21 protein-coding genes are annotated in these 24943 nt (G+C 61.5%); 15 read left to right on the top strand and 6 right to left on the bottom strand.

Annotated elements, in window-relative coordinates; translation table 11 throughout:
- Positions 1-4: 4 nt before the first annotated feature.
- The gene (locus LOY70_RS09675; RefSeq protein WP_265035826.1) at positions 5-1918 is read right to left on the bottom strand and encodes an ATP-binding cassette domain-containing protein; all 1914 of its coding nucleotides are present in this window, start codon (positions 1916-1918) and stop codon (positions 5-7) included.
- A gap of 213 nt (positions 1919-2131) precedes the next feature.
- On the opposite strand from LOY70_RS09675, the gene LOY70_RS09670 reads away from it, so the two are divergent.
- Complete coding sequence (locus LOY70_RS09670; RefSeq protein WP_265035824.1) at positions 2132-4060, top strand: transglycosylase SLT domain-containing protein; 1929 nt, start codon at positions 2132-2134, stop codon at positions 4058-4060.
- 143 nt (positions 4061-4203) lie between these two features.
- On the opposite strand, the gene LOY70_RS09665 is transcribed toward LOY70_RS09670, so the two are convergent.
- Positions 4204-5976 (bottom strand): ABC transporter transmembrane domain-containing protein, encoded by a 1773-nt coding sequence (locus LOY70_RS09665; protein ID WP_265035822.1) that lies wholly within the window; start codon positions 5974-5976, stop codon positions 4204-4206.
- Between the two features lie 259 nt (positions 5977-6235).
- Between LOY70_RS09665 and LOY70_RS09660 the strand changes: the two genes are divergently transcribed.
- Positions 6236-6415: a PA1571 family protein gene (locus LOY70_RS09660; RefSeq protein ID WP_003199629.1), complete on the top strand. Its 180-nt coding sequence runs from the start codon at positions 6236-6238 to the stop codon at positions 6413-6415.
- Positions 6416-6652: 237 nt separating this feature from the next.
- Here LOY70_RS09660 and pdxB read toward each other — a convergent pair whose 3' ends face one another.
- Positions 6653-7795, bottom strand: coding sequence for a 4-phosphoerythronate dehydrogenase PdxB (gene pdxB, locus LOY70_RS09655; RefSeq protein ID WP_265035809.1), 1143 nt, complete (start codon positions 7793-7795; stop codon positions 6653-6655).
- A gap of 162 nt (positions 7796-7957) precedes the next feature.
- On the opposite strand from pdxB, the gene LOY70_RS09650 reads away from it, so the two are divergent.
- Positions 7958-9361, top strand: coding sequence for an MATE family efflux transporter (locus LOY70_RS09650; RefSeq protein ID WP_320110199.1), 1404 nt, complete (start codon positions 7958-7960; stop codon positions 9359-9361).
- On the opposite strand, the gene tusA is transcribed toward LOY70_RS09650, so the two are convergent.
- The gene (gene tusA, locus LOY70_RS09645) at positions 9358-9609 is read right to left on the bottom strand and encodes a sulfurtransferase TusA (protein WP_003183455.1); all 252 of its coding nucleotides are present in this window, start codon (positions 9607-9609) and stop codon (positions 9358-9360) included. The genes LOY70_RS09650 and tusA overlap by 4 nt on opposite strands.
- Positions 9610-9793: 184 nt before the next feature.
- Positions 9794-10867, bottom strand: coding sequence for a 23S rRNA (cytidine(2498)-2'-O)-methyltransferase RlmM (gene rlmM, locus LOY70_RS09640; protein WP_265035803.1), 1074 nt, complete (start codon positions 10865-10867; stop codon positions 9794-9796).
- A 172-nt stretch (positions 10868-11039) separates the two neighbouring features.
- Between rlmM and acnA the strand changes: the two genes are divergently transcribed.
- From acnA to LOY70_RS09620, 4 genes are all read left to right on the top strand, one after another.
- Positions 11040-13781, top strand: a complete 2742-nt coding sequence (acnA, locus tag LOY70_RS09635) for an aconitate hydratase AcnA (protein WP_265035801.1) — start codon at positions 11040-11042, stop codon at positions 13779-13781.
- Positions 13782-13907: 126 nt separating this feature from the next.
- Positions 13908-14696 carry a CPBP family intramembrane glutamic endopeptidase gene (locus LOY70_RS09630; protein WP_265035799.1) on the top strand — a complete coding sequence of 263 codons (789 nt, stop codon included), beginning with the start codon at positions 13908-13910 and terminating at the stop codon, positions 14694-14696.
- A gap of 77 nt (positions 14697-14773) precedes the next feature.
- Positions 14774-16339: a methyl-accepting chemotaxis protein gene (locus LOY70_RS09625; protein WP_265035797.1), complete on the top strand. Its 1566-nt coding sequence runs from the start codon at positions 14774-14776 to the stop codon at positions 16337-16339.
- A gap of 306 nt (positions 16340-16645) precedes the next feature.
- The gene (locus LOY70_RS09620) at positions 16646-17104 is read left to right on the top strand and encodes a hypothetical protein (protein WP_265035795.1); all 459 of its coding nucleotides are present in this window, start codon (positions 16646-16648) and stop codon (positions 17102-17104) included.
- Between the two features lie 97 nt (positions 17105-17201).
- On the opposite strand, the gene LOY70_RS09615 is transcribed toward LOY70_RS09620, so the two are convergent.
- Positions 17202-17894, bottom strand: coding sequence for an alpha/beta family hydrolase (locus LOY70_RS09615; RefSeq protein ID WP_265035793.1), 693 nt, complete (start codon positions 17892-17894; stop codon positions 17202-17204).
- A gap of 96 nt (positions 17895-17990) precedes the next feature.
- Between LOY70_RS09615 and ccoN (LOY70_RS09610) the strand changes: the two genes are divergently transcribed.
- From ccoN (LOY70_RS09610) to ccoP (LOY70_RS09575), 8 genes are all read left to right on the top strand, one after another.
- Complete coding sequence (ccoN, locus tag LOY70_RS09610; protein WP_265035791.1) at positions 17991-19415, top strand: cytochrome-c oxidase, cbb3-type subunit I; 1425 nt, start codon at positions 17991-17993, stop codon at positions 19413-19415.
- Between the two features lie 10 nt (positions 19416-19425).
- Complete coding sequence (ccoO, locus tag LOY70_RS09605) at positions 19426-20034, top strand: cytochrome-c oxidase, cbb3-type subunit II (RefSeq protein ID WP_265035789.1); 609 nt, start codon at positions 19426-19428, stop codon at positions 20032-20034.
- Between the two features lie 3 nt (positions 20035-20037).
- The gene (locus LOY70_RS09600; RefSeq protein ID WP_265035788.1) at positions 20038-20241 is read left to right on the top strand and encodes a cbb3-type cytochrome oxidase subunit 3; all 204 of its coding nucleotides are present in this window, start codon (positions 20038-20040) and stop codon (positions 20239-20241) included.
- Positions 20238-21191 carry a cytochrome-c oxidase, cbb3-type subunit III gene (gene ccoP / locus LOY70_RS09595; RefSeq protein ID WP_265035786.1) on the top strand — a complete coding sequence of 318 codons (954 nt, stop codon included), beginning with the start codon at positions 20238-20240 and terminating at the stop codon, positions 21189-21191. The genes LOY70_RS09600 and ccoP (LOY70_RS09595) overlap by 4 nt, the downstream gene beginning before the upstream one ends.
- 482 nt (positions 21192-21673) lie before the next feature.
- Complete coding sequence (ccoN, locus tag LOY70_RS09590) at positions 21674-23116, top strand: cytochrome-c oxidase, cbb3-type subunit I (RefSeq protein ID WP_123414475.1); 1443 nt, start codon at positions 21674-21676, stop codon at positions 23114-23116.
- A complete protein-coding gene (ccoO, locus tag LOY70_RS09585; protein WP_018925301.1) occupies positions 23116-23724 on the top strand; it encodes a cytochrome-c oxidase, cbb3-type subunit II in 609 nt (202 codons plus the stop codon). The genes ccoN (LOY70_RS09590) and ccoO (LOY70_RS09585) overlap by 1 nt, the downstream gene beginning before the upstream one ends.
- 4 nt (positions 23725-23728) lie before the next feature.
- A complete protein-coding gene (locus tag LOY70_RS09580) occupies positions 23729-23914 on the top strand; it encodes a CcoQ/FixQ family Cbb3-type cytochrome c oxidase assembly chaperone (protein WP_003175465.1) in 186 nt (61 codons plus the stop codon).
- Positions 23911-24894 (top strand): cytochrome-c oxidase, cbb3-type subunit III, encoded by a 984-nt coding sequence (ccoP, locus tag LOY70_RS09575; RefSeq protein ID WP_265035771.1) that lies wholly within the window; start codon positions 23911-23913, stop codon positions 24892-24894. Before LOY70_RS09580 ends, ccoP (LOY70_RS09575) begins: the two co-directional genes overlap by 4 nt.
- Positions 24895-24943: the final 49 nt, after the last annotated feature.

The following is a 24943-nucleotide window of genomic DNA, read 5'->3' as shown; positions in this document are numbered from 1 at the left end:
TCGATCACGCGTCCAGTTCAGCCCAGCGCTCGACCAGTGCATCCAGCTCGGCTTGCAACTGCTCCAACTGCGCGATGACCTTGGCTGTTTCAGCGGCAGGCCGCTGGTAGAACCCGGCGTCGGCCATTTCGGCTTCCACCGCTGCGATCTGCTTTTCCTTGGCGTCGATATCACCCGGCAGCGCTTCCAGCTCGCGCTGCAGCTTGTAGCTGAGCTTTTTCTTCGCCGGCGCCGTTGCGGCGGCAACCGGGGCAGGCTCGGCCTTGACCACCGCCGAATTCAGGTCGGCCTTGCCAGACTTGCTCTCGGTCACGCCCAGCAGGCGCGGCGAGCCGCCCTGGCGCAGCCAGTCCTGATAACCACCGACGTATTCGCGCACCAGGCCTTCGCCTTCGAACACCAAGGTACTGGTGACCACGTTATCGAGGAATGCCCGGTCGTGACTGACCATCAGCACGGTGCCGTTGAAGGTCAACAACACCTCTTCCAGTAATTCGAGGGTTTCCACGTCCAGGTCGTTGGTCGGCTCGTCGAGCACCAGCAGGTTCGCTGGCTTGCTGAACAGCTTGGCCAGCAACAGACGAGCACGTTCACCACCGGAAAGCGCCTTGACAGGCGTACGAGCGCGCTGAGGGCTGAACAGGAAATCACCCAGGTAGCTCAGCACATGCCGGCTCTGACCATCGATATCGATAAAGTCGCGGCCTTCGGCCACGTTGTCGATCACGGTCTTTTCCAGGTCCAGTTGGTGGCGCAGCTGGTCGAAGTAGGCAACGTCGATCTTCGTGCCCTCTTCCACCTTGCCAGCGGTCGGCACCAGGCCACCGAGCATCAACTTGAGCAAGGTGGTCTTGCCGGTACCGTTGGCCCCCAGCAGGCCAATGCGATCGCCACGCTGCAGCACCATGGAGAAGTCCTTGATCAGGAACGGGCCGCCAGGGTGGGCGAAACTCACGTTCTCCAGGACCATCACCTGCTTGCCGGACTTGTCAGCGGTATCCAACTGAATGTTGGCCTTGCCGGTGCGCTCGCGACGCTCACTGCGCTCCATGCGCAAGGCCTTGAGCGCTCGCACACGACCTTCGTTGCGGGTGCGACGGGCCTTGATACCCTGGCGAATCCAGACCTCTTCCTGGGCCAGCTTCTTATCGAACAGCGCGTTAGCGGTTTCTTCCGCTGCCAGCGCCGCTTCCTTGTGCACCAGGAAGCTGGCGTAGTCGCCGTTCCAATCGATCAGGCCGCCGCGATCCAATTCAAGGATGCGCGTCGCCAGGTTCTGCAGGAAGGAACGGTCGTGGGTGATGAACAGCACCGCACCCTGGAAGTCCTTCAAGGCCTCTTCAAGCCAGGCGATGGCGCCGATATCCAGGTGGTTGGTCGGTTCGTCGAGCAACAGCAGGTCCGGCTCGGATACCAGGGCCTGGGCCAGCAGGACGCGGCGACGCCAGCCACCGGACAACTCGGCGAGGGTCTTGTCGGCCGGCAATTGCAGGCGGCTCAGGGTGCTGTCGACGAGTTGCTGCAACCGCCAGCCATCACGGGCTTCAAGGTCGTGCTGCACGTGCATCAACTTGTCCAGGTCAGCGTCGGTGACGATGTTCTGGCTCAGGTGGTGATACTCGGCCAGTAGCGCGCCGACACCGTCCAGGCCTTCGGCAACCACGTCGAACACGGTCCGCTCGTCGGCCACCGGCAGTTCCTGGGGCAATTCGCCGATTTTCAGGCCTGGCGCGCGCCAGACCGAGCCGTCATCGGGCTTCTGGTCGCCCTTGACCAGCTTCATCATGCTGGACTTGCCAGTGCCGTTGCGGCCGATGATGCACACCCGCTCACCACGGGCGATCTGCCAGGACACCTTGTCCAACAACGGCATAGCGCCGAAAGCAAGGGACACATCGCTGAATTTGAGCAGGGTCATGAGCTTCTCCAAAAACCGGGCGCGCATTCTACCTGAGATGAGGCTTCAAGAGTCCGCCAATTTCGCCAAGGAAGCACTCTGCACAACAAATGTTGCGAACTTGCACCTGCGGCCCGGCAAAGCTTTCGCCGGTTGCTGGCAAAAGGCTAAGCTACAGACAGTTACCCTGGGTTACCCCTTGGGCTTGTCATGTTTTTTCTGCCCGGACGTATCATGCGCAGTCGCCTTTTTAGTGTTTTGTCTTGTCTTTTCGTGTGTGCCACTGCCGTTCAAACCGCTCAGGCGGTGGATATTTCCACCCAGCGCCAGTATTACGATGAGGCCAAGCGCGCCTTGGCCAAGGGTGATTCCGGTCCCTATTTTCGCTACAGCCAGGCCCTTCGCGATTACCCGCTGGAGCCGTACCTGGCTTATGACGAACTGACCGCTCGCCTAAAGAGCGCCAGTAACGCCGAAATCGAGAAATTCCTCGCCGAACACGGTGACCTGCCCCAGGCCAACTGGATGAAACTGCGCTGGCTGCGTTGGCTGACCGAGCGCGGCGACTGGGAAACCTTCGTCAAGTATTACGACCCCAAGCTCAATTTCACCGAGTTGGACTGCCTCAACGCCCAGTACCAGCTCAGCCATGGCCTCAAGGCCGAAGGCTACGCCAACACCGAAAAACTCTGGCTGACCGGCAAGTCCCAGCCGGCGGCGTGTGACGCACTGTTCGGCCTGTGGGCCTCCCAAGGCCAGTTGACCGAACAAAAACGCTGGGAGCGCGCCAAGTTGGCCGCCCAGGCACGCAATTACCCGCTGGCCAACAGCCTGGTCAGCGGCCTGACCACCCTCGCCCCTCGTGGCCAATTGCTGGTGGACGTGGCGCAAAAGCCCGAGCTGCTCAACCAGCCCGCGCGCTTCACTCCAGCCGATGAACCGATGTCCGATATCGTCAGCCTCGGACTGCGCCGACTGGCCCGTCAGGATCCAGAAAAAGCCATGGCGCTGCTGGACGGCTACGCCAGCACCATGCATTTCTCCCGGGATGAAAAAGTCGCGATTGCCCGGGAAATCGGCCTGACCCTGGCCAAGCGCTTCGACAGCCGTGCGCTCGATGTCATGACCAAATACGACCCGGAACTGCGGGACGACACTGTTTCGGAATGGCGCCTGCGCCTGCTGCTGCGTCTAGCTCGTTGGGATGACGCCTACCAACTGACCCGCCGTCTGCCCGAGACGCTGGCCAGCACCAATCGCTGGCGCTACTGGCAGGCCCGCACGCTCGAACTGGCACAGCCGCAGAACCCCGAAGCGCTGACGCTCTACAAGCATCTGGCTCGTGAGCGGGACTTCTATGGTTTCCTCGCCGCCGACCGCTCCCAGTCGCCGTACTCGCTGGTCAACAAACCGCTGGTGATGAGCCAGGCGCTGATCAACAAGGTGCGCAACACGCCCGGTGTGCGTCGGGCCCTGGAATTTCACGCCCGTGGCGACATTGTCGATGGACGCCGCGAGTGGTATCACGTCAGCCGGCATTTCAGCCGGGACGAAATGGTTGCCCAGGCGAAACTGGCCTACGACCTGAAGTGGTATTTCCCGGCGATCCGCACCATCAGCCAGGCCAAGTACTGGGACGACCTGGACATCCGTTTCCCGATGGCTCACCGCGAGACCCTGGTACGCGAAGCCAAGATCCGCGGCTTGCATCCAAGTTGGGCGTTCGCCATCACCCGCCAGGAGAGCGCCTTCATGGATGATGCCCGCTCCGGCGTCGGTGCCGCCGGCCTGATGCAACTGATGCCCGGAACCGCCAAGGAAACTGCCCGGAAGTTCAGCATTCCCCTGGCCTCGCCGCAGCAAGTGTTGAACCCGGACAAGAACATCCAGCTCGGCGCGGCCTACCTGAGCCAGGTCCACAGCCAGTTCAACGGCAACCGCGTCCTGGCCTCCGCCGCCTACAACGCCGGCCCCGGTCGTGTGCGCCAGTGGCTGCGCGGCGCCGACCACTTGAGCTTCGACGTCTGGGTCGAAAGCATTCCCTTCGACGAAACCCGCCAATACGTGCAGAACGTGTTGTCTTATTCGGTGATCTACGGCCAGAAACTCAACTCGCCACAGCCGTTGGTGGACTGGCATGAGCGGTATTTCGATGATCAGTGAATTAGCCCTTCTCCTGTGGGAGCGAGCTTGCTCGCGATGGCGTCGGCACCTGCAACATGAATGCAAGCTGACTTACCGCTATCGCGAGCAAGCTCGCTCCCACAGGCTCTGCATCAAACACAGCATCCCCTGTGGACGCGGTATCAGTCGGTTGCCGCCTCCAACCCCACATTGAACTGCAACGCCGCCAACCGCGCATACAGCGCATTGCTGGCAACCAGTTCCTGATGGGTCCCCACGGCAACCACCTTGCCCTGGTCCATCACCGCGATCCGGTCAGCGTTTTTCACCGTCGCCAGGCGGTGGGCGATGACCAGGGTGGTGCGGTTTTTCATCAGGCTGGGCAGGGCTTGCTGGATCAGGTGTTCGCTTTGCGCGTCGAGGGCGCTGGTGGCTTCGTCCAGCAGCAGGATCGGTGCGTCCACTAACAAGGCCCGGGCGATGGCCAGGCGTTGGCGCTGGCCGCCGGACAACCCCAGGCCGCCATCACCCAGATGGGTCTGGTAGCCCTCGGGCATTTTTTCGATGAAGTCGTGGGCGTGGGCGATCTGTGCGGCTTCGCGCACTTGCTCGGAAGTCGCTTCAGGATTGCCGTAGCGAATGTTCTCCTCGACCGTGCCGAAAAACAGCGCCGGGTTTTGCGAAACCAGGGCGAAATGACGGCGCAGATCCAGCGGATCGAGCTGGGTCAATGGCACGTCGTCGATGAAAATCTGCCCTAGCACCGGGTCGTAGAAACGCAGCAGCAGGTCATACACCGTTGATTTGCCCGCGCCGGAGGGCCCGACCAGGGCGAGGGTTTCACCTGCGTGGATGGTCAGGTCAAGGCCATCGACCGCATAGCTTTCCGGTCGGGAAGGATAGGAAAAACGCACGCCTTCGAGGCGCAAATCGCCGCGAACCCGCTCCGGCAACGTCACCAGGCCTGAGGCCGGCGGCTGGATGATGTTCTCCGAACGCAGCAATTCGGCAATGCGCTCCGCCGCACCGGCGGCGCGTTGCAACTCACCGATCACTTCGCTCAGGGTGCCGAAGGCGCTGCCGACGATCAGGCTGTAGAACACAAAAGCCGCCAGTTCACCGCCGGAAATTCGCCCGGCGATCACATCCATGCCGCCGACCCAGAGCATCACACCCACCGCCCCCAGCACCAGCACGATGACCAGGGTGATCAGCCAGGCCCGCTGGGCGATACGCTTGCGGGCGGTGTCGAAGGCCTGCTCCACCGTCACGGAAAAACGCTGTTCATCCTGGACCTGATGGTTGTAGGCCTGCACGGTCTTGATCTGACCGAGGGTTTCGGAGACGTAGCTGCCAACGTCGGCGATGCGGTCCTGGCTCTGACGCGACAGGCTGCGCACTCGCCGGCCGAAGACCAGGATCGGCGCCAGCACCAGCGGCAATGCGATCACCACGATGCTGGTGAGTTTGGGATTGGTGATGAACAGCAGCACGATGCCGCCAATGACCATCAAGGCGTTGCGCAAAAACAATGACAGCGACGAACCGATCACCGATTGCAACAAGGTTGTATCGGTGGTCAGTCGCGACTGGATCTCCGAACTGCGGTTGTTCTCATAGAAACCCGGGTGCAGGTACACCAGATGGTTGAACACCTGCCGCCGGATATCGGCCACCACCCGCTCGCCGATCCACGACACCAGGTAGAAACGGGCAAAGGTACCGATCGCCAGCCCCACCACCAGCACCATGAACAGGCCGATGGATTGATTGAGCAGGTGCGGTGAGCGGGTCATGAACCCCTGGTCCACCAGTAACCGGATGCCCTGCCCCATGGACAAGGTGATGCCAGCGGTGACAATCAGGGCCAGTAAGGCGCCGACAACCTGCTTGCGATAAGGAGCGATGAAACCGCTGGCCAGACGTATGGCACGACGTTGCTGGGAAGAAAGCATCAGGAGCATCCGATAAACCAACAGGAAAAAGACCGGCCAGCGGCACCGAAAAGCAGCGCAACCAGGGTTGAATCAGAATGAGTCAGGTTAAATATGACCGCAACGAATAGCGCATAGATGTTATCGGTCTAAAGTCTGGCTGGAAACGCAACTGTCTTTCTGATTGAGTGGAGGTGTCGCCATGAACCTACAAGGAGTGTCATGGCTCGGTCACCTGGCGACATTAAAGTAGGCACACAACCTGATGAGGAGACAGGCCATGTCCTTGCAACACAGCAGCGACGACAAGATTCAAGTGATCCGCACGCAACCGGACCAGTCCCTGGGCTGCTCGTTTATCGACGCCCAAGGGCGCGAAGTACCGATCACTGAAGACATGATCCAGAAGGCGTGCAGCGAACTGGAAAAACGCCTGGTCAAACCTGCCGAACAAAAGTGATACAGCCCCGTCTTCAATTGGACCCGACGTTGATGTCGGGTTTTTTATGCCTGCCCGAATGAAGCAGCTTGTCACTATTGAATAGCCTAACAAAGACCTGTGGCGAGGGGATTTATCCCCGCTGGGCTGCGTAGCAGCCCCATGAGCGAACAGAGTCAATCTGATAGATCGGGAGTATCCTTTTAGGACCGCTACGCGCCCCAGCGGGGATAAATCCCCTCGCCACAACAGCCTTGCCTAAATCACAGTGGCACCCAGCGCTGTCACGATCTGTTGCAAAGCCGGGCTCTCTCCTACGATGCGAACCTCCAGGCTGTCGATCTCCCGGCGTGGCGGATAATGCTTGCGCAAGGCATCGAACGCGCGGCGTTGCTCATCGACGGTGTCCACCAGGCTGCGGCGAAAATCCGCGTCGTCGCGACGTGGGTCGTACACGCTCCGGCACAGCGCCGCCAGGGCCCAGGCCGGGTCGGTTTCGGCGTCCAGGGTGATGCCAGCCAGCCAGGGCCGCGGCAGCAGGTCACTCAGGCGTACTTCAACCGGTCGTTCCAGGAAAGCGCACAAGGCCTCGTAGATCTGCGCCGTGCCACGCTGACGGCCATCGAGGCTGTAACCGGCAATATGCGGTGTGGCAATCACGCACAGGTCGGCCAGGTCTACATCCACGGTCGGCTCCTGCTCCCAGACATCCAGCACCGCTTGCAAGTCCTCCCGCTCCAGCAGCACCTCGCGCAGCGCGGCGTTATCGATCACCGGGCCTCGGGCCGCGTTGATCAACCAGGTGCCGGGCTTGAGCTGGTTCAGACGTTCTTCGTCGAACAGGTGCCAGGTCGGGTGTTCACCGTCACGGGTCAAGGGTGTGTGCAGGCTGATCACGTCGCACTGCTCGATGATCTGCTCCAGGCTCACATACTCGCCGCCTTCAGCGGCTTGGCGTGGCGGATCGCAAACCTTCACGCTCCAGCCAAGGCCCTTGAGCACCTCGATCAACCGCCCGCCTACCTGGCCGGCACCCACCACGCCGAAGGTCCGCCGCTGGAGATCCGCGCCTTCGATTTCAGCCAGGGTCATCAGGCTGCCCAGCACGTAGTCCACCACGCCACGGGCATTGCAGCCCGGCGCACTGGCCCAGCGGATGCCGGCCTCGGTGAAATAATCCAGGTCCAGGTGGTCGGTGCCGATGGTGCAGGTGCCGACGAAGCGCACCTTGCTGCCTTCCAGCAGCGCCCGATTGACTTGGCTGACCGAGCGCACCAGCAGCACGTCGGCCTGCTCGACCGTCGCCCGGTCAATGCCCCGCCCGGGCACCCGGCGGATTTCGCCGAAACCTTGGAAAAACGCATCAAGCAGAGGGATGTTTTCGTCAGCGACGATCAGCATGGCAGAGCTCCTTTGGCGGGGTAGGCAGTGTAGGCGTTCCAGTAGGTCTACGCATTACCAGGAGCAAGCGATTACAAATCCACAACACAGGTTTTTTCCTGACCACTGCGTCAAGGCGTAGAATCCGCCGCCTCGCGCTTAATCTTTTCGGACGCTTCGCCTGTGAACCCTGTGATCGACACCTCCACCCCGCTCTCCCGCCCAGCCCGGGTACGCCAGGAGCTCAGAACGCTGCTGGCCTTGGCATTGCCGATCATGGTGGCGCAATTGGCGACCACCGCCATGGGCTTTGTCGATGCGGTGATGGCGGGGCGCGTCGGCCCACGGGACCTGGCGGCGGTGGCGCTGGGCAACTCGATCTGGGTGCCGGTGTTCCTGCTAATGACCGGCACGTTGCTGGCCACCACCCCGAAAGTCGCCCAGCGCTTCGGCGCCGGCACGTTCGACCAGATCGGTCCGCTGGTACGCCAGGCGCTGTGGCTGGCGCTGGTGGTGGGGTTGATCGCGACGCTGGCGCTGTTCAGTGCCGAGCCGATCCTGCACATCATGAAGGTCGACCCCGAACTGATCGGCCCCTGCATGGAATACCTGCGGGGTATCGGCACCGGCCTGCCGGCCGTGGCGTTGTATCACGTGCTGCGCTGCTTCAGCGACGGCCTGGGTCGTACGCGTCCGGCGATGGTGCTGGGCTTGTGCGGACTGGCATTGAACATTCCACTCAATTACATCTTCATTTACGGTCACCTCGGCGTGCCGGCCATGGGCGGCGTCGGTTGCGGCTGGGCCACGGCCATCGTGATGTGGGTCATGGTCCTGGGCATGGCCGGTTGGGCGCGGTGGGCACCGGCCTATCAGTCGAGTCGGTTGTTCAGCCGTTTCGACTGGCCGCAATGGGCGGTCATCAAACGCCTGCTGGGCATCGGCTTGCCGATCGGCATTGCGGTGTTCGCCGAGTCGAGTATTTTCGCAGTGATCGCCCTGCTGATCGGCAGCCTCGGCGCTACCGTGGTGGCCGGGCACCAGATCGCACTGAACTTCAGCTCCCTGGTGTTCATGATCCCCTACTCCCTGGGCATGGCCGTCACGGTGCGGGTCGGCCAGGCCCTGGGGCGCGCTCAGCCCCGTGAAGCGCGCTTCGCCGCCGGGGTGGGCATGGGCACGGCGTTGGCCTACGCCTGCCTGTCGGCGAGCTTGATGTTCGCACTGCGCGGGCCTATCGCGGCGATCTATACCGCCGATCCGGTGGTGATCGAAGTGGCGTCGATGCTGATCGTCTATGCGGCGTTGTTCCAGTTTTCCGATGCGATCCAGGTCACGGCGGCAGGCGCATTGCGCGGCTACCAGGACACCCGGGTGACGATGATCCTGACGCTGTTCGCCTATTGGGGCATCGGCCTGCCAGTGGGTTACGCCCTGGGGCTGACCGACTGGCTCGGCGCGGCCAGCGGCCCGAGCGGATTGTGGCAAGGCCTGATCGTGGGCTTGAGCTGCGCGGCATTGATGCTGTCGATTCGCCTGGCCCGCAGCGCGCGCAAGCAGATCCGCATCAGCCGCTCGATGGATTAAGCGAGTTTCTTGCGGATCCAGTAGAGGTAGGTGCCCGCCTCTTCCTGCTGTGCCACCAGTTCGTGGTCCAGGAACACGCAAAACTTGGGGATGTCGCGACGGGTCGAGGGGTCGGTGGCGATGACTTTCAGCAGGCCACCGGGGGCCAGGTCGCGGATATGCTGGTGCAGCATCATCACCGGTTCCGGGCAATTGAGGCCGGTGGCATCCAGCGTGCCGTCGACCGGCGTGTCGTTCATTTCACTCATGTTCTACTCCTGAAACTGGCCGGCATTGTCGCGCAATGTCGGCGTTCGGTCACCTCTGGCGTCACACTGCCTCCTGTGGGAGCGAGCTTGCTCGCGATAGCGGTGGGTCAGTTTGCATCCAAATTGAATGTACCGACGCCATCGCGAGCAAGCTCGCTCCCACAGGGTTTCGATCTCCCGAGGGCTAGCGGGACTTCGGCTTCTTCGTGTCCAACCGCCGCAAATGGCAGGTCACTTCCTCACGGTCGTGGTACAGCTGCTTGCAACCGATCTCGACCTTGATGCCCCGGGCCTTGAAACCGTCGGCGATACGTTCGAGCAAGCGCTTGACCTCGGCGTACCGTTGCTTCATCGGCAGCTTGAGGTTGACCACCGCTTCGCGGCAATGGCCCTCGCCGATCCATTCTTCCAGCATCGCCGCGTTACGCGCCGGCTTCTCGACGATGTCGCAGACCATCCAGTCCACCGGTTGTTTCGGCTTGAAGGTAAAGCCGTCCGCCATCAGGTGCTGCACCAGGCCGGTGTCCATCAGGCTTTCAGCCATCGGACCGTTGTCGATGGCGGTCACCAGCATCCCACGGTTGACCAGTTGCCAAGTCCAGCCACCGGGGGCCGCGCCGAGGTCCACGCCAGTCATGTCACTGTGCAGGCGCTCGTCCCATTGGTCCCGCGGGATGAAATGGTGCCAGGCTTCCTCGAGTTTGAGGGTGGAGCGGCTCGGCGCCTCCCGAGGGAACTTCAAGCGCGGAATGCCCATCGGCCACATCGCCGAATTATCCGCGTCCGCCAGGCCCAGGAACACTTCGCGGCCACTTTTGAAGGTCAGCAGCAGGCGTGGCTTGCGTGGGTCGTCCACCAGCTTGCCAGCAGCGGTCAGCGCTTTGCGCAAAGGCCCTTCGAACTTTTTACAGAAGTTCGACAGCTCCTTGCCGTCGTTGGTGTCCACGACTTCCAGCCACAGGCTGCCGCAGCCCGGGAAATCGGCCATGTGGGCCAGGATGACACTGATGCGGTCGGTTTCCGGCAAATCAATAAAGGTACCTCGCGCCCACTGGCGCGGAAAAATCAGCTCGGCAAAACGCTGACCGCGCATCAGCCGTTCGGCGCCGTCATCTTCGGTGCAGACAAATTCAGCGCAGGCACTGGCCGGTTTGGCCTTGGCATAGCCGGCCACGTTGAGCCGTGCGGCGTGCTCGGCGATCTCGGAACAGACCTCGCCTTCGAAGCCCGGCCGGCAGTGCATAAAAAGCGTGTTCATTGAAACTCCGTAGCAAAGCCTGTCACGAAAACCGCCGCATGATAGCGGAGTTCGGAACCCCGGACCTGCCCATAGAGTCCAGTGATTAGTCATACGCTTAAAACAGGGCTACGTTAAAGCCTCTGTCCATCCCGTCAGTCCGTAGCCGTGCGGACTCAAAGGAGTGATTGCAATGCCGTCCCTCGATAGCCTGAAAACCCTTAAAACGCTGCAAGTCGACGCCAGGACCTACCACTATTTCAGCCTGCCGGACGCCGCCCGAAGCCTGGGTGACCTGGACAAGCTGCCCATGTCCCTGAAGGTGCTGCTGGAAAACCTGCTGCGCTGGGAAGATGAAAAAACCGTTACCGGCACCGACCTCAAGGCCCTCGCCGGTTGGCTGAAGGACCGTCGTTCCGACCGCGAGATTCAATACCGCCCGGCACGGGTGTTGATGCAGGACTTCACCGGTGTCCCCGCCGTGGTCGATCTGGCCGCCATGCGCGCCGCCGTGGAAAAGGCCGGCGGCGATCCCCAGCGGATCAACCCGCTGTCGCCGGTGGACCTGGTCATCGACCATTCGGTGATGGTGGACAAATTCGCCAGCAGCCAGGCGTTCGAGCAGAACGTCGACATCGAAATGCAGCGCAACGGCGAACGCTACGCCTTCCTGCGCTGGGGCCAGAGCGCCTTTGACAACTTCAGCGTGGTACCGCCGGGAACCGGCATCTGCCATCAGGTCAACCTCGAATACCTGGGCCGCACCGTGTGGACCAAAGAAGAAGACGGCCGCACCTACGCCTTCCCCGATACCCTGGTGGGCACCGACTCCCACACGACCATGATCAACGGCCTCGGCGTACTGGGCTGGGGCGTCGGCGGGATCGAGGCGGAAGCGGCCATGCTCGGCCAACCAGTGTCGATGCTGATTCCCGAAGTCATTGGTTTCAAACTCATCGGCAAGCTGCGTGAAGGCATCACCGCCACCGACCTGGTATTGACGGTCACGCAAATGCTGCGCAAGAAAGGCGTGGTGGGCAAATTCGTCGAGTTCTATGGCGACGGCCTGGCCGACCTGCCCCTGGCCGACCGTGCCACCATCGCCAACATGGCCCCGGAATACGGCGCCACCTGCGGCTTCTTCCCAGTGGATGACGTGACCCTGGATTACTTGCGCCTGTCGGGACGCCCGACGGAAACCGTGAAACTGGTGGAAGCCTATTGCAAAGCCCAGGGCCTGTGGCGCTTGCCCGGCCAGGAACCGGTGTTCACCGACACCCTGGAGCTGGACATGGGCAGTGTCGAAGCCAGCCTTGCCGGGCCGAAACGCCCCCAGGACCGGGTTTCGCTGCCCAACGTTGGCCAGGCTTTCAGTGACTTCCTGGGGCTGCAAGTCAAACCCACCAGCAAAGAAGAAGGTCGCCTGGAAAGTGAAGGCGGCGGTGGCGTCGCGGTGGGCAATGCCGACCAGGTGGGCGAAGCCGAGTACGAATTCGAAGGCCACACCCATCGCCTGAAAAACGGCGCGGTGGTGATTGCCGCCATTACCTCGTGCACCAACACCTCCAATCCCAGCGTGATGATGGCCGCCGGGCTGCTGGCGAAAAAAGCCGTGGAAAAAGGCCTGGCCCGCAAGCCTTGGGTCAAGAGCTCCCTGGCGCCGGGCTCCAAGGTGGTCACCGATTACTACAACGCGGCCGGCCTGACCGAGTATCTGGATAAACTCGGTTTCGACTTGGTGGGCTATGGTTGCACGACCTGTATCGGCAACTCCGGGCCGTTGCCGGACCCCATCGAGAAAGCCATCCAGAAAGCCGACCTGACCGTAGCCTCCGTCTTGTCCGGCAACCGCAACTTCGAAGGCCGGGTGCATCCGCTGGTGAAGACCAACTGGCTGGCCTCGCCGCCCCTGGTGGTCGCCTATGCCCTGGCCGGCACGGTGCGCATCGACATCAGCAGCGAGCCACTGGGCAACGACCGTGACGGCAACCCGGTGTACCTGCGGGACATCTGGCCCAGCAGCCAGGAAGTGGCCAATGCCGTGGCCCAGGTGAACACCAGCATGTTCCATAAGGAGTATGCCGCCGTGTTTGCCGGTGACGAGCAATGGCAGGCCATCGAAGTGCCGCAAGCGGCGACTTACGTCTGGCAGGATGACTCGACCTACATCCAGCACCCACCGTTCTTCGACGACATCGGCGGGCCGCCACCGGCCGTCAGGAACGTCGAGGGCGCCCGGATCCTGGCCCTGCTGGGAGACTCAGTGACCACCGACCACATCTCCCCTGCCGGCAACATCAAGACCGACAGCCCGGCCGGCCGCTACCTGCGCGAACAGGGCGTGGAGCCTCGGGACTTCAACTCCTACGGTTCAAGGCGCGGTAACCACCAGGTGATGATGCGCGGCACCTTCGCCAACATCCGTATCCGCAACGAAATGCTCGGCGGTGAAGAAGGCGGCAATACGCTCTACATTCCCAGTGGGGAAAAAATGCCGATCTACGACGCCGCCATGTTGTATCAGGCTGCAGGCACGCCGCTGGTGGTGATCGCCGGCCAGGAATACGGCACCGGCTCCAGTCGAGACTGGGCGGCCAAGGGTACCAACCTGCTGGGGGTCAAGGCAGTGATCGCCGAAAGCTTCGAGCGCATCCATCGCTCCAACCTGGTGGGGATGGGCGTGCTGCCATTGCAGTTCAAGCTCGACCAGAACCGCAAGAGCCTGAACCTCACGGGCAAGGAAACCCTGGACATTCTAGGATTGGACAACGTCGAACTGACGCCCCGCATGAACCTGCCGCTGGTGATCACCCGAGAGGACGGCCGCCAGGAGCGGATTGAAGTGTTGTGCCGGATCGATACCTTGAATGAAGTGGAGTATTTCAAGGCTGGAGGGATCCTTCACTATGTCCTACGGCAATTGATTGCAGCTTAAGAAGACCCGTCCTACGAAAACACCGCCGCTTAAGGGCGGTGTTTTTGTATCAGCCTGCCTATAATCCCCGCCGACTCGGCCTGCCCTGCCCGCCACAACTGTTCATCAGACTCAAAAGGATGTGATATGCCCGCCCTACCCTGGCCGTACCTGGCCCTCCTCTCCATCGGTTATGGCCTGGCCCTGGCCTACGGTCAGTTGGCCTGGACCGCGGTCATTTCGATCGCACTGTTGTTATTCGCCGGGTATGCGGTTCGTCAGCACCAGATGCCGGTAGGCCGGTTTCTCGGCCATGTCCTGTTCGTGGTGATGGCGTTGGCGCTGGCGCTGCACTGGATGCCAGGTTTCTTCAACGGGCGAGCAATCCCGGCGCAACGCTTGACCGATGATGCCGTGCCGTTTGCCATGTACCTGAACCAGGACAAGGCGCTGATCGGTTTCTGGCTGCTGTTGGCCTGCCCTTGGATAGTCGGCCGGCGCTCGTTGCGTTTGTCGGTCTACGCCACGGCCCTGGGCCTGACGCTGAGCGCGGTGCTGGCACTCGGCGGGGCGATGCTGCTGGGCATGATCCACTGGGCGCCGAAGTGGCCGGATCACGCCTGGTTGTGGGTATTTAATAATCTTTTATTGGTCACCCTGGTGGAGGAAGCATTGTTTCGTGGCTACATTCAGGGAGGCCTGAGCCGCTGCTTCAAACATCTGAGCTACGGCGACAACCTGGCGTTACTGCTGGCCTCGCTGCTGTTCGGCCTCGTGCACGTCGGGGCAGGCTGGGAGTGGGTGCTGCTGTCGGGCCTGGCGGGGATCGGTTACGGCCTCGCTTATCGTTTTGGCGGTCTGGGTGCAGCGATTGCCACCCACTTCGGCCTCAACCTGCTTCATTTCGCCCTATTTACCTACCCCATGCTGGCGTGATAGCGACGGGAAAAATAACTTCAATAAAAACCTGACGGCGCCGACAACCTTCCAAAGCCTTGCGGATTGACCACACCATGCGTAACAACCAGCCCGTCACACAACGAGAAAGGACCTTCCCGGCCCAGCAACGATTGATTTCCACCACCGATGCCAAGGGCGTGATCACCTACTGCAACGACGCGTTCGTTGAAATCAGTGGGTATTCGAAGGAAGAGCTGATCCGTTCACCGCACAATCTCGTGCGTCACCCCGATGTCCCGCCCGCCGTGTTCGCGCACATGTGGAGCACACTGAAACAAGACTTGCCATGGATGGGCATCGTCAAGAATCGCAGCAAGAACGGTGACCATTACTGGGTCAACGCCTACGTCACGCCAGTGTTCGAAGGCAAGCAGGTGGTCGGCTACGAATCCGTGCGAGTCAAGCCTTCCGCCGAGCAGATCGCCCGGGCCGAAGCGCTTTATCAACGTATCAACCAGGGCAAATCCGCGGTCCCCAGCAGCGACAAATGGTTGCCGATATTGCAGGACTGGTTGCCGTTTATCCTGGTCAGCCAACTGAGCTTCGTCGTCGGCGCGTTCCTCAACTCGTCCTGGGGCTTTGCCCTGGCTGCCGCACTGTCGGTGCCGTTGGGCCTGATGGGCCTGCAATGGCAGCAACGCGGGATCAAGCGCCTGCTGCGCCTGGCCGAGCAGACCACCTCCGACCCGCTGATCGCCCAAATGTACACCGACAGCCGCGGCGCCCAGGCGCGCCTGGAGATGTCGATCCTCAGTCAGGAAGCGCGCCTGAAAACCTGCCTGACCCGCCTGCAGGACACCGCCGAGCACCTTAACGATCAGGCCCGCCAGTCCAACACCCTGGCCCACAACAGCTCCAGTGGCCTGGAGCGCCAGCGGGTAGAAACCGAACAGGTCGCCACCGCGGTCAACCAGATGGCCGCGACCACCCAGGAAGTCGCCAGCCACGTGCAGCGCACGGCCGATGCCACCCAGGAAGCCAATCGCCTGACCCGTCGCGGCCGCGACATCGCCGGGGAAACCCGCGAAGCCATCGAGCGCCTCTCGGTAGTGGTCGGCGAAACCGGCCAGACCGTGACCCAGCTGGCCAAGGACAGCGACGAGATCGGTGGCGTGGTAGATGTGATCAAAGGCATCGCCGACCAGACCAACCTGCTGGCCCTCAATGCCGCCATCGAAGCGGCTCGCGCCGGTGAGATGGGCCGCGGCTTCGCCGTGGTGGCCGACGAAGTGCGGCAACTGGCGCAACGCACCAGCGAATCCACCGGGCAGATCCATGCCCTGATCGCCAAGCTCCAGCAAACCGCCACCAACGCCGTGCAGACCATGGACGCCGGCCATCGCCAAGCTGAAGAAGGCGTGGCGCGGGTCATGGAAGCGGACCAGGCATTGGTGGGGATCAGCGAAGCGGTGGCCCACATCACCGACATGACCACCCAGATCGCCGCTGCCACCGAGGAACAAAGCTCAGTGGCCGAGGAGATCAGCCGCAACATCAGCAACATCTCGGAACTGGCCGACCAGACCTCGGGCCAGGCCCACAGCTCGGCGCTGCTCAGCGAAGAACTGACCCGTACGGCCAATACGCAGTATTCGTTGGTGGAGCGGTTTAACCGCTGATATTGTTGGCTTGATCAAAAACCCGGACAGCGAAAGCTTCCGGGTTTTTTGTTGCCTGATAGATAGCTATCGCGAGCAAGCTCGCTCCCACAGGGGTGGGGGCCGCTCAATCAAATGCATTCCAATGTGGGAGCGGGCTTGCCCGCGATAAGGCCAGGACTGCCTACCAGAAACCCGCCGAAGAAACTCATCCATCTTATCGCCACCACCTGTCAACTCTGACAGTAGACAGCAATCCCCACGGCCCTACCCTGCGAAAGCCAGCAAGAAATTTTAATGCGCGGCAATTAACAGAGAGGGACTCACATGAACAGTCAAAGCTTTTTCATTCCCAAAGAAAAGACCCTGAAAGCCACAGGAAACTCATTTATCTGGAACCTCGGCACAGGTCCCGTCAGCGCCGAAAGTACATTGTTTTACCTGCATACATATCCGCCCACGGGGGAGAAGAGTTGGTCCATTAGCGGAGGCACCGGCTCGGCTCCCGAGGAGAACTACTTCAGTTTCGGTTTTTCGATTCCCTACGTCAGCGATGAAATTATGGATGCCAGTTACACAGTGGAAGGCGGGCTCAGGTTTCGTCACGTCCACTCGATCCCCGCACCGCCCGACTTCTATGGCTTTCAGGTGGTCAGTGCGGATAAAGCAGAATTAACCATCCGGCTCGACCCTATCAAAGGAACAGCCAAGGGCGACTTCACTGCCGTCTTCAAAACTTATCGACTGAACCCAACAGGGACATTTGATTTAACCCTCGGTGACTAAAAAGACTCATGCAAAGTGGCAAATCCTTACTGCAAACAGGTTCCCCCTCATGACTTTACTTGCCAGTTGGGGAACCTGTTAAGCCGAGACAAACACTTCACTCCCGAATAAGAAACCCAGCCGCTTTTTGCGCCGCCGCTTCCAGATGCTGCTCATGACTGAACCCCGAAGCCTTCAGCGGCTTGAGGTCATGATCCCCCGCCACCAACCACATCACCTCGATGCCCGGTGACAATTCATACCCCTGCACCGCCTCCCGATTGCCCAGCGCATCGCGCTCGCCCTGGACGATCAAGGTGGGGGTCTTCAGTCCCGCCAGGTGCTCGACCCGTGGCTTCTCTGGCTTGCCCACCGCATAGAAGGGATACCCCAGGCACACCAGCGCGTCGGCGCCCACTTCATCGGCCAGCAAACTCGCCATGCGCCCGCCCATGGACTTGCCGCCAATGGCCAGCCGCCCAGCGACATAAGGCCGCACCGTGGCATACACCTCACGCCAACACTCCAGCAGTTTCGGTGCCGGGTTCGGAGGGCGCTTGCCCCCATCCAAGCGACGTTGGGCCATGTAGGGAAACTCGAAGCGCAGCACGTTGACCCCATGCGCGGCAAGGCGCGCAGCCATTTCGTCCATGAAGCCGCTGTCCATCGGCGCACCGGCGCCGTGGGCCAGAATCAGGGTCGGCGGCTCGACGCCGACACCCGGTTGCGCGGCAGTCCATAACCAACTGTGTTCGGCCACACACTGCGCCCATTGATCCCCGTCAATACTGGCCTTGTGCTGTTTGTCCATGCTGACCTCGCTTTTAGTCTGCCTATAACTCCAGGCGAAGAACGCCGCACTGCCTTGCGCAGGCGCTCACTTCGGCTGAACCGTGGATGGGGAACCATGAACACTTCTATCAGTACCGCCTACAACTACAAGGTGGTCCGCCAATTCGCCATTATGACGGTGGTGTGGGGCATCGTCGGCATGGGGCTCGGGGTTTTTCTCGCCGCCCAATTGGTCTGGCCGCAGCTCAACTTCGATTTGCCCTGGACCAGCTTCGGCCGCCTGCGCCCGCTGCACACCAACGCGGTGATCTTCGCCTTTGGCGGCTGCGCCCTGTTTGCCAGTTCGTTTTATTCGGTGCAACGCACCTGCCAGACACAGCTGTTCGCGCCGAAAATCGCCGCGTTCTGCTTCTGGGGCTGGCAACTGGTGATCGTGCTCGCGGCCATCAGCCTGCCACTGGGCTACACCAGTTCCAAGGAATACGCCGAGCTGGAATGGCCGATCGACATCCTGATCACCATCGTCTGGGTCGCCTACGCCATCGTGTTCTTCGGCACCGTGGCCAAGCGCAACACCAAGCACATCTACGTCGGTAACTGGTTCTTCGGCGGGTTCATCCTGACCGTGGCGATCTTGCACATCGTCAACAACCTGGAATTGCCGGTGAGCTTCACCAAGTCCTACTCAGTGTACGCCGGGGCCACCGATGCGATGGTGCAGTGGTGGTACGGCCACAACGCCGTGGGCTTTTTCCTCACCGCAGGCTTCCTGGGGATGATGTACTACTTCGTGCCCAAGCAAGCCGAGCGCCCGGTGTATTCCTATCGCTTGTCCATCGTGCACTTCTGGGCGCTGATCACCCTGTACATCTGGGCCGGGCCCCACCACTTGCACTACACCGCGCTGCCGGACTGGGCGCAGTCGCTGGGCATGGTGATGTCGCTGATCCTCCTGGCGCCGAGCTGGGGCGGCATGATCAACGGCATGATGACCCTCTCGGGCGCCTGGCATAAGTTGCGCAGCGACCCGATCCTGCGCTTTTTGGTGGTGTCCCTGGCGTTCTACGGCATGTCGACCTTCGAAGGTCCGATGATGGCGATCAAGACCGTCAATGCCCTCTCCCACTACACCGACTGGACCATCGGCCACGTGCATGCCGGTGCGCTCGGCTGGGTGGCGATGATTTCCATCGGTGCGCTGTACCACATGATCCCGAAAGTCTTCGGTCGGCCACAGATGCACAGCATCGGCCTGATCAACGCGCACTTCTGGCTCGCGACCATCGGCACCGTGCTGTACATCGCCTCGATGTGGGTCAACGGCATCGCCCAGGGCCTGATGTGGCGCGCGGTGAACGAGGACGGCACCCTCACCTACTCCTTCGTCGAAACCCTGGTGGCCAGCCACCCAGGCTTCGTCGTGCGGCTGGCGGGCGGGTCGATCTTCCTTCTCGGCATGCTGCTGATGGCCTACAACACCTGGCGCACCGTGCGGGCCTACCAGCCTGCCGAAGCCGCCGCTGCCGCGCAGATGGCCTGAGGAGTCCACCATGAAACACGAAACAATCGAAAAAAACGTCGGCCTGTTGATGCTGCTGATGGTGCTGGCCGTGAGCATTGGCGGCCTGACCCAGATCGTGCCGCTGTTCTTCCAGGACGTGACCAATAAACCGGTGGACGGCATGAAGCCTTATACCGCCCTGCAGCTGGAAGGCCGTGACATCTACATCCGCGAAGGCTGCGTGGGCTGTCACTCGCAGATGATCCGTCCATTCCGCGCCGAGACCGAGCGCTACGGCCACTATTCTGTGGCCGGTGAAAGCGTCTGGGACCACCCGTTCCTGTGGGGTTCCAAACGTACCGGCCCGGACCTGGCCCGAGTCGGCGCACGTTACTCCGATGACTGGCACCGCGCCCACTTGTACAACCCGCGCAACGTCGTGCCCGAGTCGAAAATGCCGGCCTATCCATGGCTGGTGACCCAGGCGGTAGACAGCAGCCACACCGAAGGCAAGCTGCGCGCCATGCGCACCCTGGGCGTGCCGTACACCGACGAGGACATCACCGCCAGCGTGGCCTCGCTCAAGGGCAAGACCGAAATGGATGCGCTGGTGGCCTACCTGCAAGTGCTCGGCACTGCCATCAAGAGCAAGAGGTGAGCCATGGTTCTTGAAATGAGTACTGGAATGATCCGCGGCCTGGGCACGGTCGTGGTGTTCGTGGCCTTCATCGGCCTGACCCTGTGGGTCTTCAGCAGCAAGCGCCGTTCGGAGTTCGCCGAGGCGCGCCTGCTGCCGTTCGCCGACGAGCCTCCCGCCGACATCGCCAACCCCCAAGCCCCTGCAACAAGGAGTACCCGGCCATGACCACCTTCTGGAGTACGTGGATCTGCGTACTGACCATCGGCAGCCTGATCGGCCTGACTTGGCTGCTGATCGGCACGCGCAAGGGCGAAACCAAGGGCAGCGTCGACCAGACCATGGGCCACAGCTTCGACGGCATCGAGGAGTACGACAACCCGCTGCCGCAGTGGTGGTTCCTGTTGTTCGCCGGCACCCTGGTGTTTTCCGTCGGCTACCTGGTCCTGTATCCGGGCCTGGGTAACTGGAAAGGCATCCTGCCGGGCTACGAGAACGGCTGGACAGGCGCCCATGAATGGGAAAAGGAAATGGCCAAGGCCGATGCCAAGTTCGGACCGATCTTCGCCAAATTCGCCGCCATGCCAGTGGAAGAAGTCGCCAAGGATCCACAGGCGCTGAAGATGGGCGGCCGCTTGTTTGCCTCCAACTGCTCGGTCTGCCATGGCTCGGACGCCAAGGGCGCCTTTGGTTTCCCGAACCTGGCCGACAGCAACTGGCGTTGGGGCGGTGCCGCCGACACCATCAAGACCACCATCCTGGGCGGCCGCATGGCTGCAATGCCAGCCTGGGGCGAAGTACTGGGGGACACTGGGGTCAAAAACGTAGCCGCCTATGTACGCCACGACCTGGCCGGCCTGCCGCTGCCGGCAGACAGCGGTGCCGACCTGCAAGCCGGCCAGCAGGCGTTCAATACCACCTGCGTCGCCTGCCACGGCGCCAACGGCCAGGGCACCGAAGCCATGGGCGCGCCGAACCTGACGCAACCGGCCGGCTTCATCTACGGCACCAGCCTGGCCCAATTGCAGCAGACCATTCGCCACGGCCGCCAGGGGCATATGCCGGCGCAGAATGAACTGCTTGGCAATGACAAGGTGCAATTGCTGGCCGCCTATGTCTACAGCCTGTCCCACAATGCGGGCGCCGAACGCCTGCAAGCGCAAAGTAAAAGCGAATAAATCCTGACCACACGAACAGCCGCATCCATCCGGGTGCGGCGGTTCCGTGCCATTGCGCGACGCATTGTCGCACCCTCTCCCCCCTCTCCTTTCGGTTCTCTGGAATCGGGTCTAAGCTGACCCTTCGTGCACTGGCGATTGCCGGTCTGAGGTCGACCCGACCCGATGTGTTCGACAATCCGTTCGGCAAAAAAGGCCGCAAAGGCAGGTAGATACCGGGTGTTGTGACAATCGCCTGGCATCTCCCGAACGCCGTGTTCGAACACACCCCGTTACAACCGACCCGACCCCCTCGCCGCTTTCCTTCGTTGCGACATTTTGCCGAGGGCCAATTTTGTCCCTACACGGAACATGGAAAGGCCGCAGAATCAGCTTTAGAAAGCATTGACCCAGGTCATGGCGCGTTGCAATGACCCCCCGCTTTCTCCATACTTGCGACCGATTTTTATCCTAATAAAACACCCAAACCGTGGAACCTTAGAATGAGCACAGCAATCAGTCCGACTGCTTATAACTATAAGGTAGTCCGCCAGTTCGCCATCATGACGGTGGTCTGGGGGATCCTTGGCATGGGGCTCGGTGTCTTCATCGCCTCGCAACTGGTCTGGCCGGAGTTGAATTTCGGTCTGCCATGGACGACGTTTGGACGCTTGCGCCCGCTGCACACCAACCTGGTGATCTTCGCCTTCGGTGGTTGTGCATTGTTTGCCACTTCCTATTACGTCGTGCAGCGAACCTGCCAAACGCGACTGATTTCCGACAGCCTCGCGGCCTTCACCTTCTGGGGTTGGCAAGCGGTGATCGTCGGCGCCATCGTTACCTTGCCGCTGGGTTACACCACCACCAAGGAATACGCGGAGCTGGAATGGCCCCTGGCTATCCTGCTGGCCATCGTCTGGGTGACCTACGGCCTGGTGTTCTTCGGCACCATCGTCAAGCGCAAGACCAAGCACATCTATGTCGGTAACTGGTTCTACGGTGCCTTCATCGTCGTGACCGCCATGCTGCACATCGTCAACCACGCCTCCCTGCCGGTCAGCTTCTTCAAGTCGTACTCGGCCTACTCGGGCGCGACCGACGCGATGATCCAGTGGTGGTACGGCCACAACGCAGTGGGCTTCTTCCTGACCACTGGCTTCCTGGGGATGATGTACTACTTCGTGCCGAAACAGGCCGAGCGTCCGATCTATTCCTATCGCCTGTCCATCGTGCACTTCTGGGCGCTGATCACCCTGTACATCTGGGCCGGTCCGCACCACCTGCACTACACCGCACTGCCGGACTGGGCGCAGTCCCTGGGCATGGCGATGTCGATCATCCTGCTGGCGCCAAGCTGGGGCGGCATGATCAACGGCATGATGACCCTTTCGGGCGCCTGGCATAAGCTGCGCACCGACCCGATCCTGCGCTTTTTGGTGGTCTCCCTGGCGTTCTACGGGATGTCGACTTTCGAAGGCCCGATGATGGCCATCAAGACCGTCAACTCCCTGAGCCACTACACCGACTGGACCATCGGCCACGTACACGCCGGTGCGCTCGGCTGGGTCGCGATGATTTCCATCGGCGCCATCTACCACATGATCCCGAAACTGTTCGGTCGTGCGCAGATGCACAGCACCGGCCTGATCAACGCGCATTTCTGGCTCGCGACCATCGGTACCGTGCTCTACATCGCCTCGATGTGGGTCAACGGCATCACCCAGGGCCTGATGTGGCGTGCGATCAACGACGACGGCACCCTGACCTACTCGTTCGTCGAAGCGCTGCAAGCCAGCCACCCTGGCTTCATCGTGCGTGCCCTGGGCGGCGCGTTCTTCGCCAGCGGCATGCTGTTCATGGCCTACAACGTGTATCGCACCGTTCGTGCCTCTGACCCGGCTGAAGCTGAAGCCGCCGCCAAGATCGCCGTAGTTGGAGCTCACTGATGAAGCACGAAGCAGTAGAGAAGAATATCGGCCTGCTGGCCTTCTTCATGGTCATCGCCGTCAGCATCGGCGGCCTGACCCAGATCGTCCCGCTGTTTTTCCAGGACGTGACCAACAAGCCGGTCGAAGGCATGAAGCCGCGTACCGCCCTTGAACTGGAAGGCCGTGACATCTACATCGCCAACGGTTGTGTCGGCTGCCACTCGCAGATGATCCGTCCGTTCCGCGCCGAGACCGAACGCTACGGCCACTACTCGGTCGCCGGTGAAAGCGTCTGGGACCACCCATTCCTGTGGGGTTCCAAACGTACCGGCCCGGACCTGGCCCGCGTTGGCGGCCGCTACTCCGACGATTGGCAGCGTGCGCACCTGTACAACCCGCGCAACGTGGTGCCTGAGTCAAAAATGCCGGCCTACCCGTTTCTCGTAGAAAACAAGCTCGACGGCAAAGACACCGCCAAGAAAATGGAAGTCTTGCGCACCCTGGGCGTGCCTTACACCGACGAAGACATCGCCGGTGCCAAGGATGCCGTGAAGGGCAAGACCGAAATGGACGCGCTGGTGGCCTATCTGCAAGGCCTGGGCACCATCATCAAAAGCAAACGGTGATCTGATGGATATCGGGATGATTCGTGGCCTGGGCACCGTCGTCGTGATGGTGGCCTTTATCGGTCTGGCCCTGTGGGTGTTCAGCCCCAAGCGCAAGTCGGAGTTTGAAGACGCGACCTTGCTGCCGTTCGCGGATGATCCCGAAGCCATCAAGCACGTCGAGCAAGCTTCTAGGAGTAACAAAGAATGACTACGTTCTGGAGTCTGTACGTCACAGTCCTCAGTCTGGGTACGATCTTCGCCCTGACCTGGCTGCTGCTGTCGACCCGCAAGGGCCAGCGCGCCGAACAAACGGACGAGACCGTTGGTCACTCGTTCGATGGCATCGAAGAGTACGACAACCCGCTGCCGAAATGGTGGTTCATGCTGTTCGTGGGCACCATCGTGTTCGCCCTCGGTTACCTGGTGCTCTACCCTGGCCTGGGCAACTGGAAAGGCCTGCTGCCAGGCTACAACTACCTGGACAACGAAAAGCAGACCGCCTTCGCCAACGGCCAGACCGGCTGGACGGGCGTCCACGAGTGGGAAAAGGAAATGGCCCGTTCGGACGCCAAGTTCGGTCCGATCTTCGCCAAATTCGCCTCCATGCCGATCGAAGAAGTCGCCAAGGACCCGCAAGCCCTGAAGATGGGTGGCCGCCTGTTCGCCTCCAACTGCTCGGTCTGCCACGGTTCCGACGCCAAGGGTGCCTACGGCTTCCCTAACCTGACCGACGCCGACTGGCGCTGGGGCGGTGAGCCGGAAACCATCAAGACCACCATCATGGGCGGTCGTCACGCTGTGATGCCGGGCTGGGCTGCCGTGGTCGGCGAGCAAGGCGTTGCCGACGTTGCCGCCTACCTGGTGACCGGCCTGCACAGCCGCAAACTGCCGGAAGGCGCCAAGGCCGATCCAGCCAATGGCCAGAAATTGTTCGCAGCCAACTGCGTGGCCTGCCACGGCCCCGCCGGCAAAGGCACGCCTGCCATGGGCGCGCCAGACCTGACGCATCCGGCGGGGTTCATCTACGGTTCGAGCTTCGCTCAGCTGCAGCAGACCATCCGCTACGGCCGCCAGGGCCAGATGCCTGCCCAGGCCGACCTGCAAGGCAACGACAAGGTCCACTTGCTGGCCGCCTATGTCTACAGCCTGTCTCACGGTGAAAAAGCTCCTGCGGCTGACGCCCAGTAAAGCCAACGCCCGATGTACCAAAGGCCCCGTCAACCAACGTTGACGGGGC

Source organism: Pseudomonas sp. B21-054 (genome assembly GCF_026016345.1).
Lineage (GTDB): Bacteria > Pseudomonadota > Gammaproteobacteria > Pseudomonadales > Pseudomonadaceae > Aquipseudomonas.
This window is presented reverse-complemented; position numbering and strand designations above follow the sequence as displayed.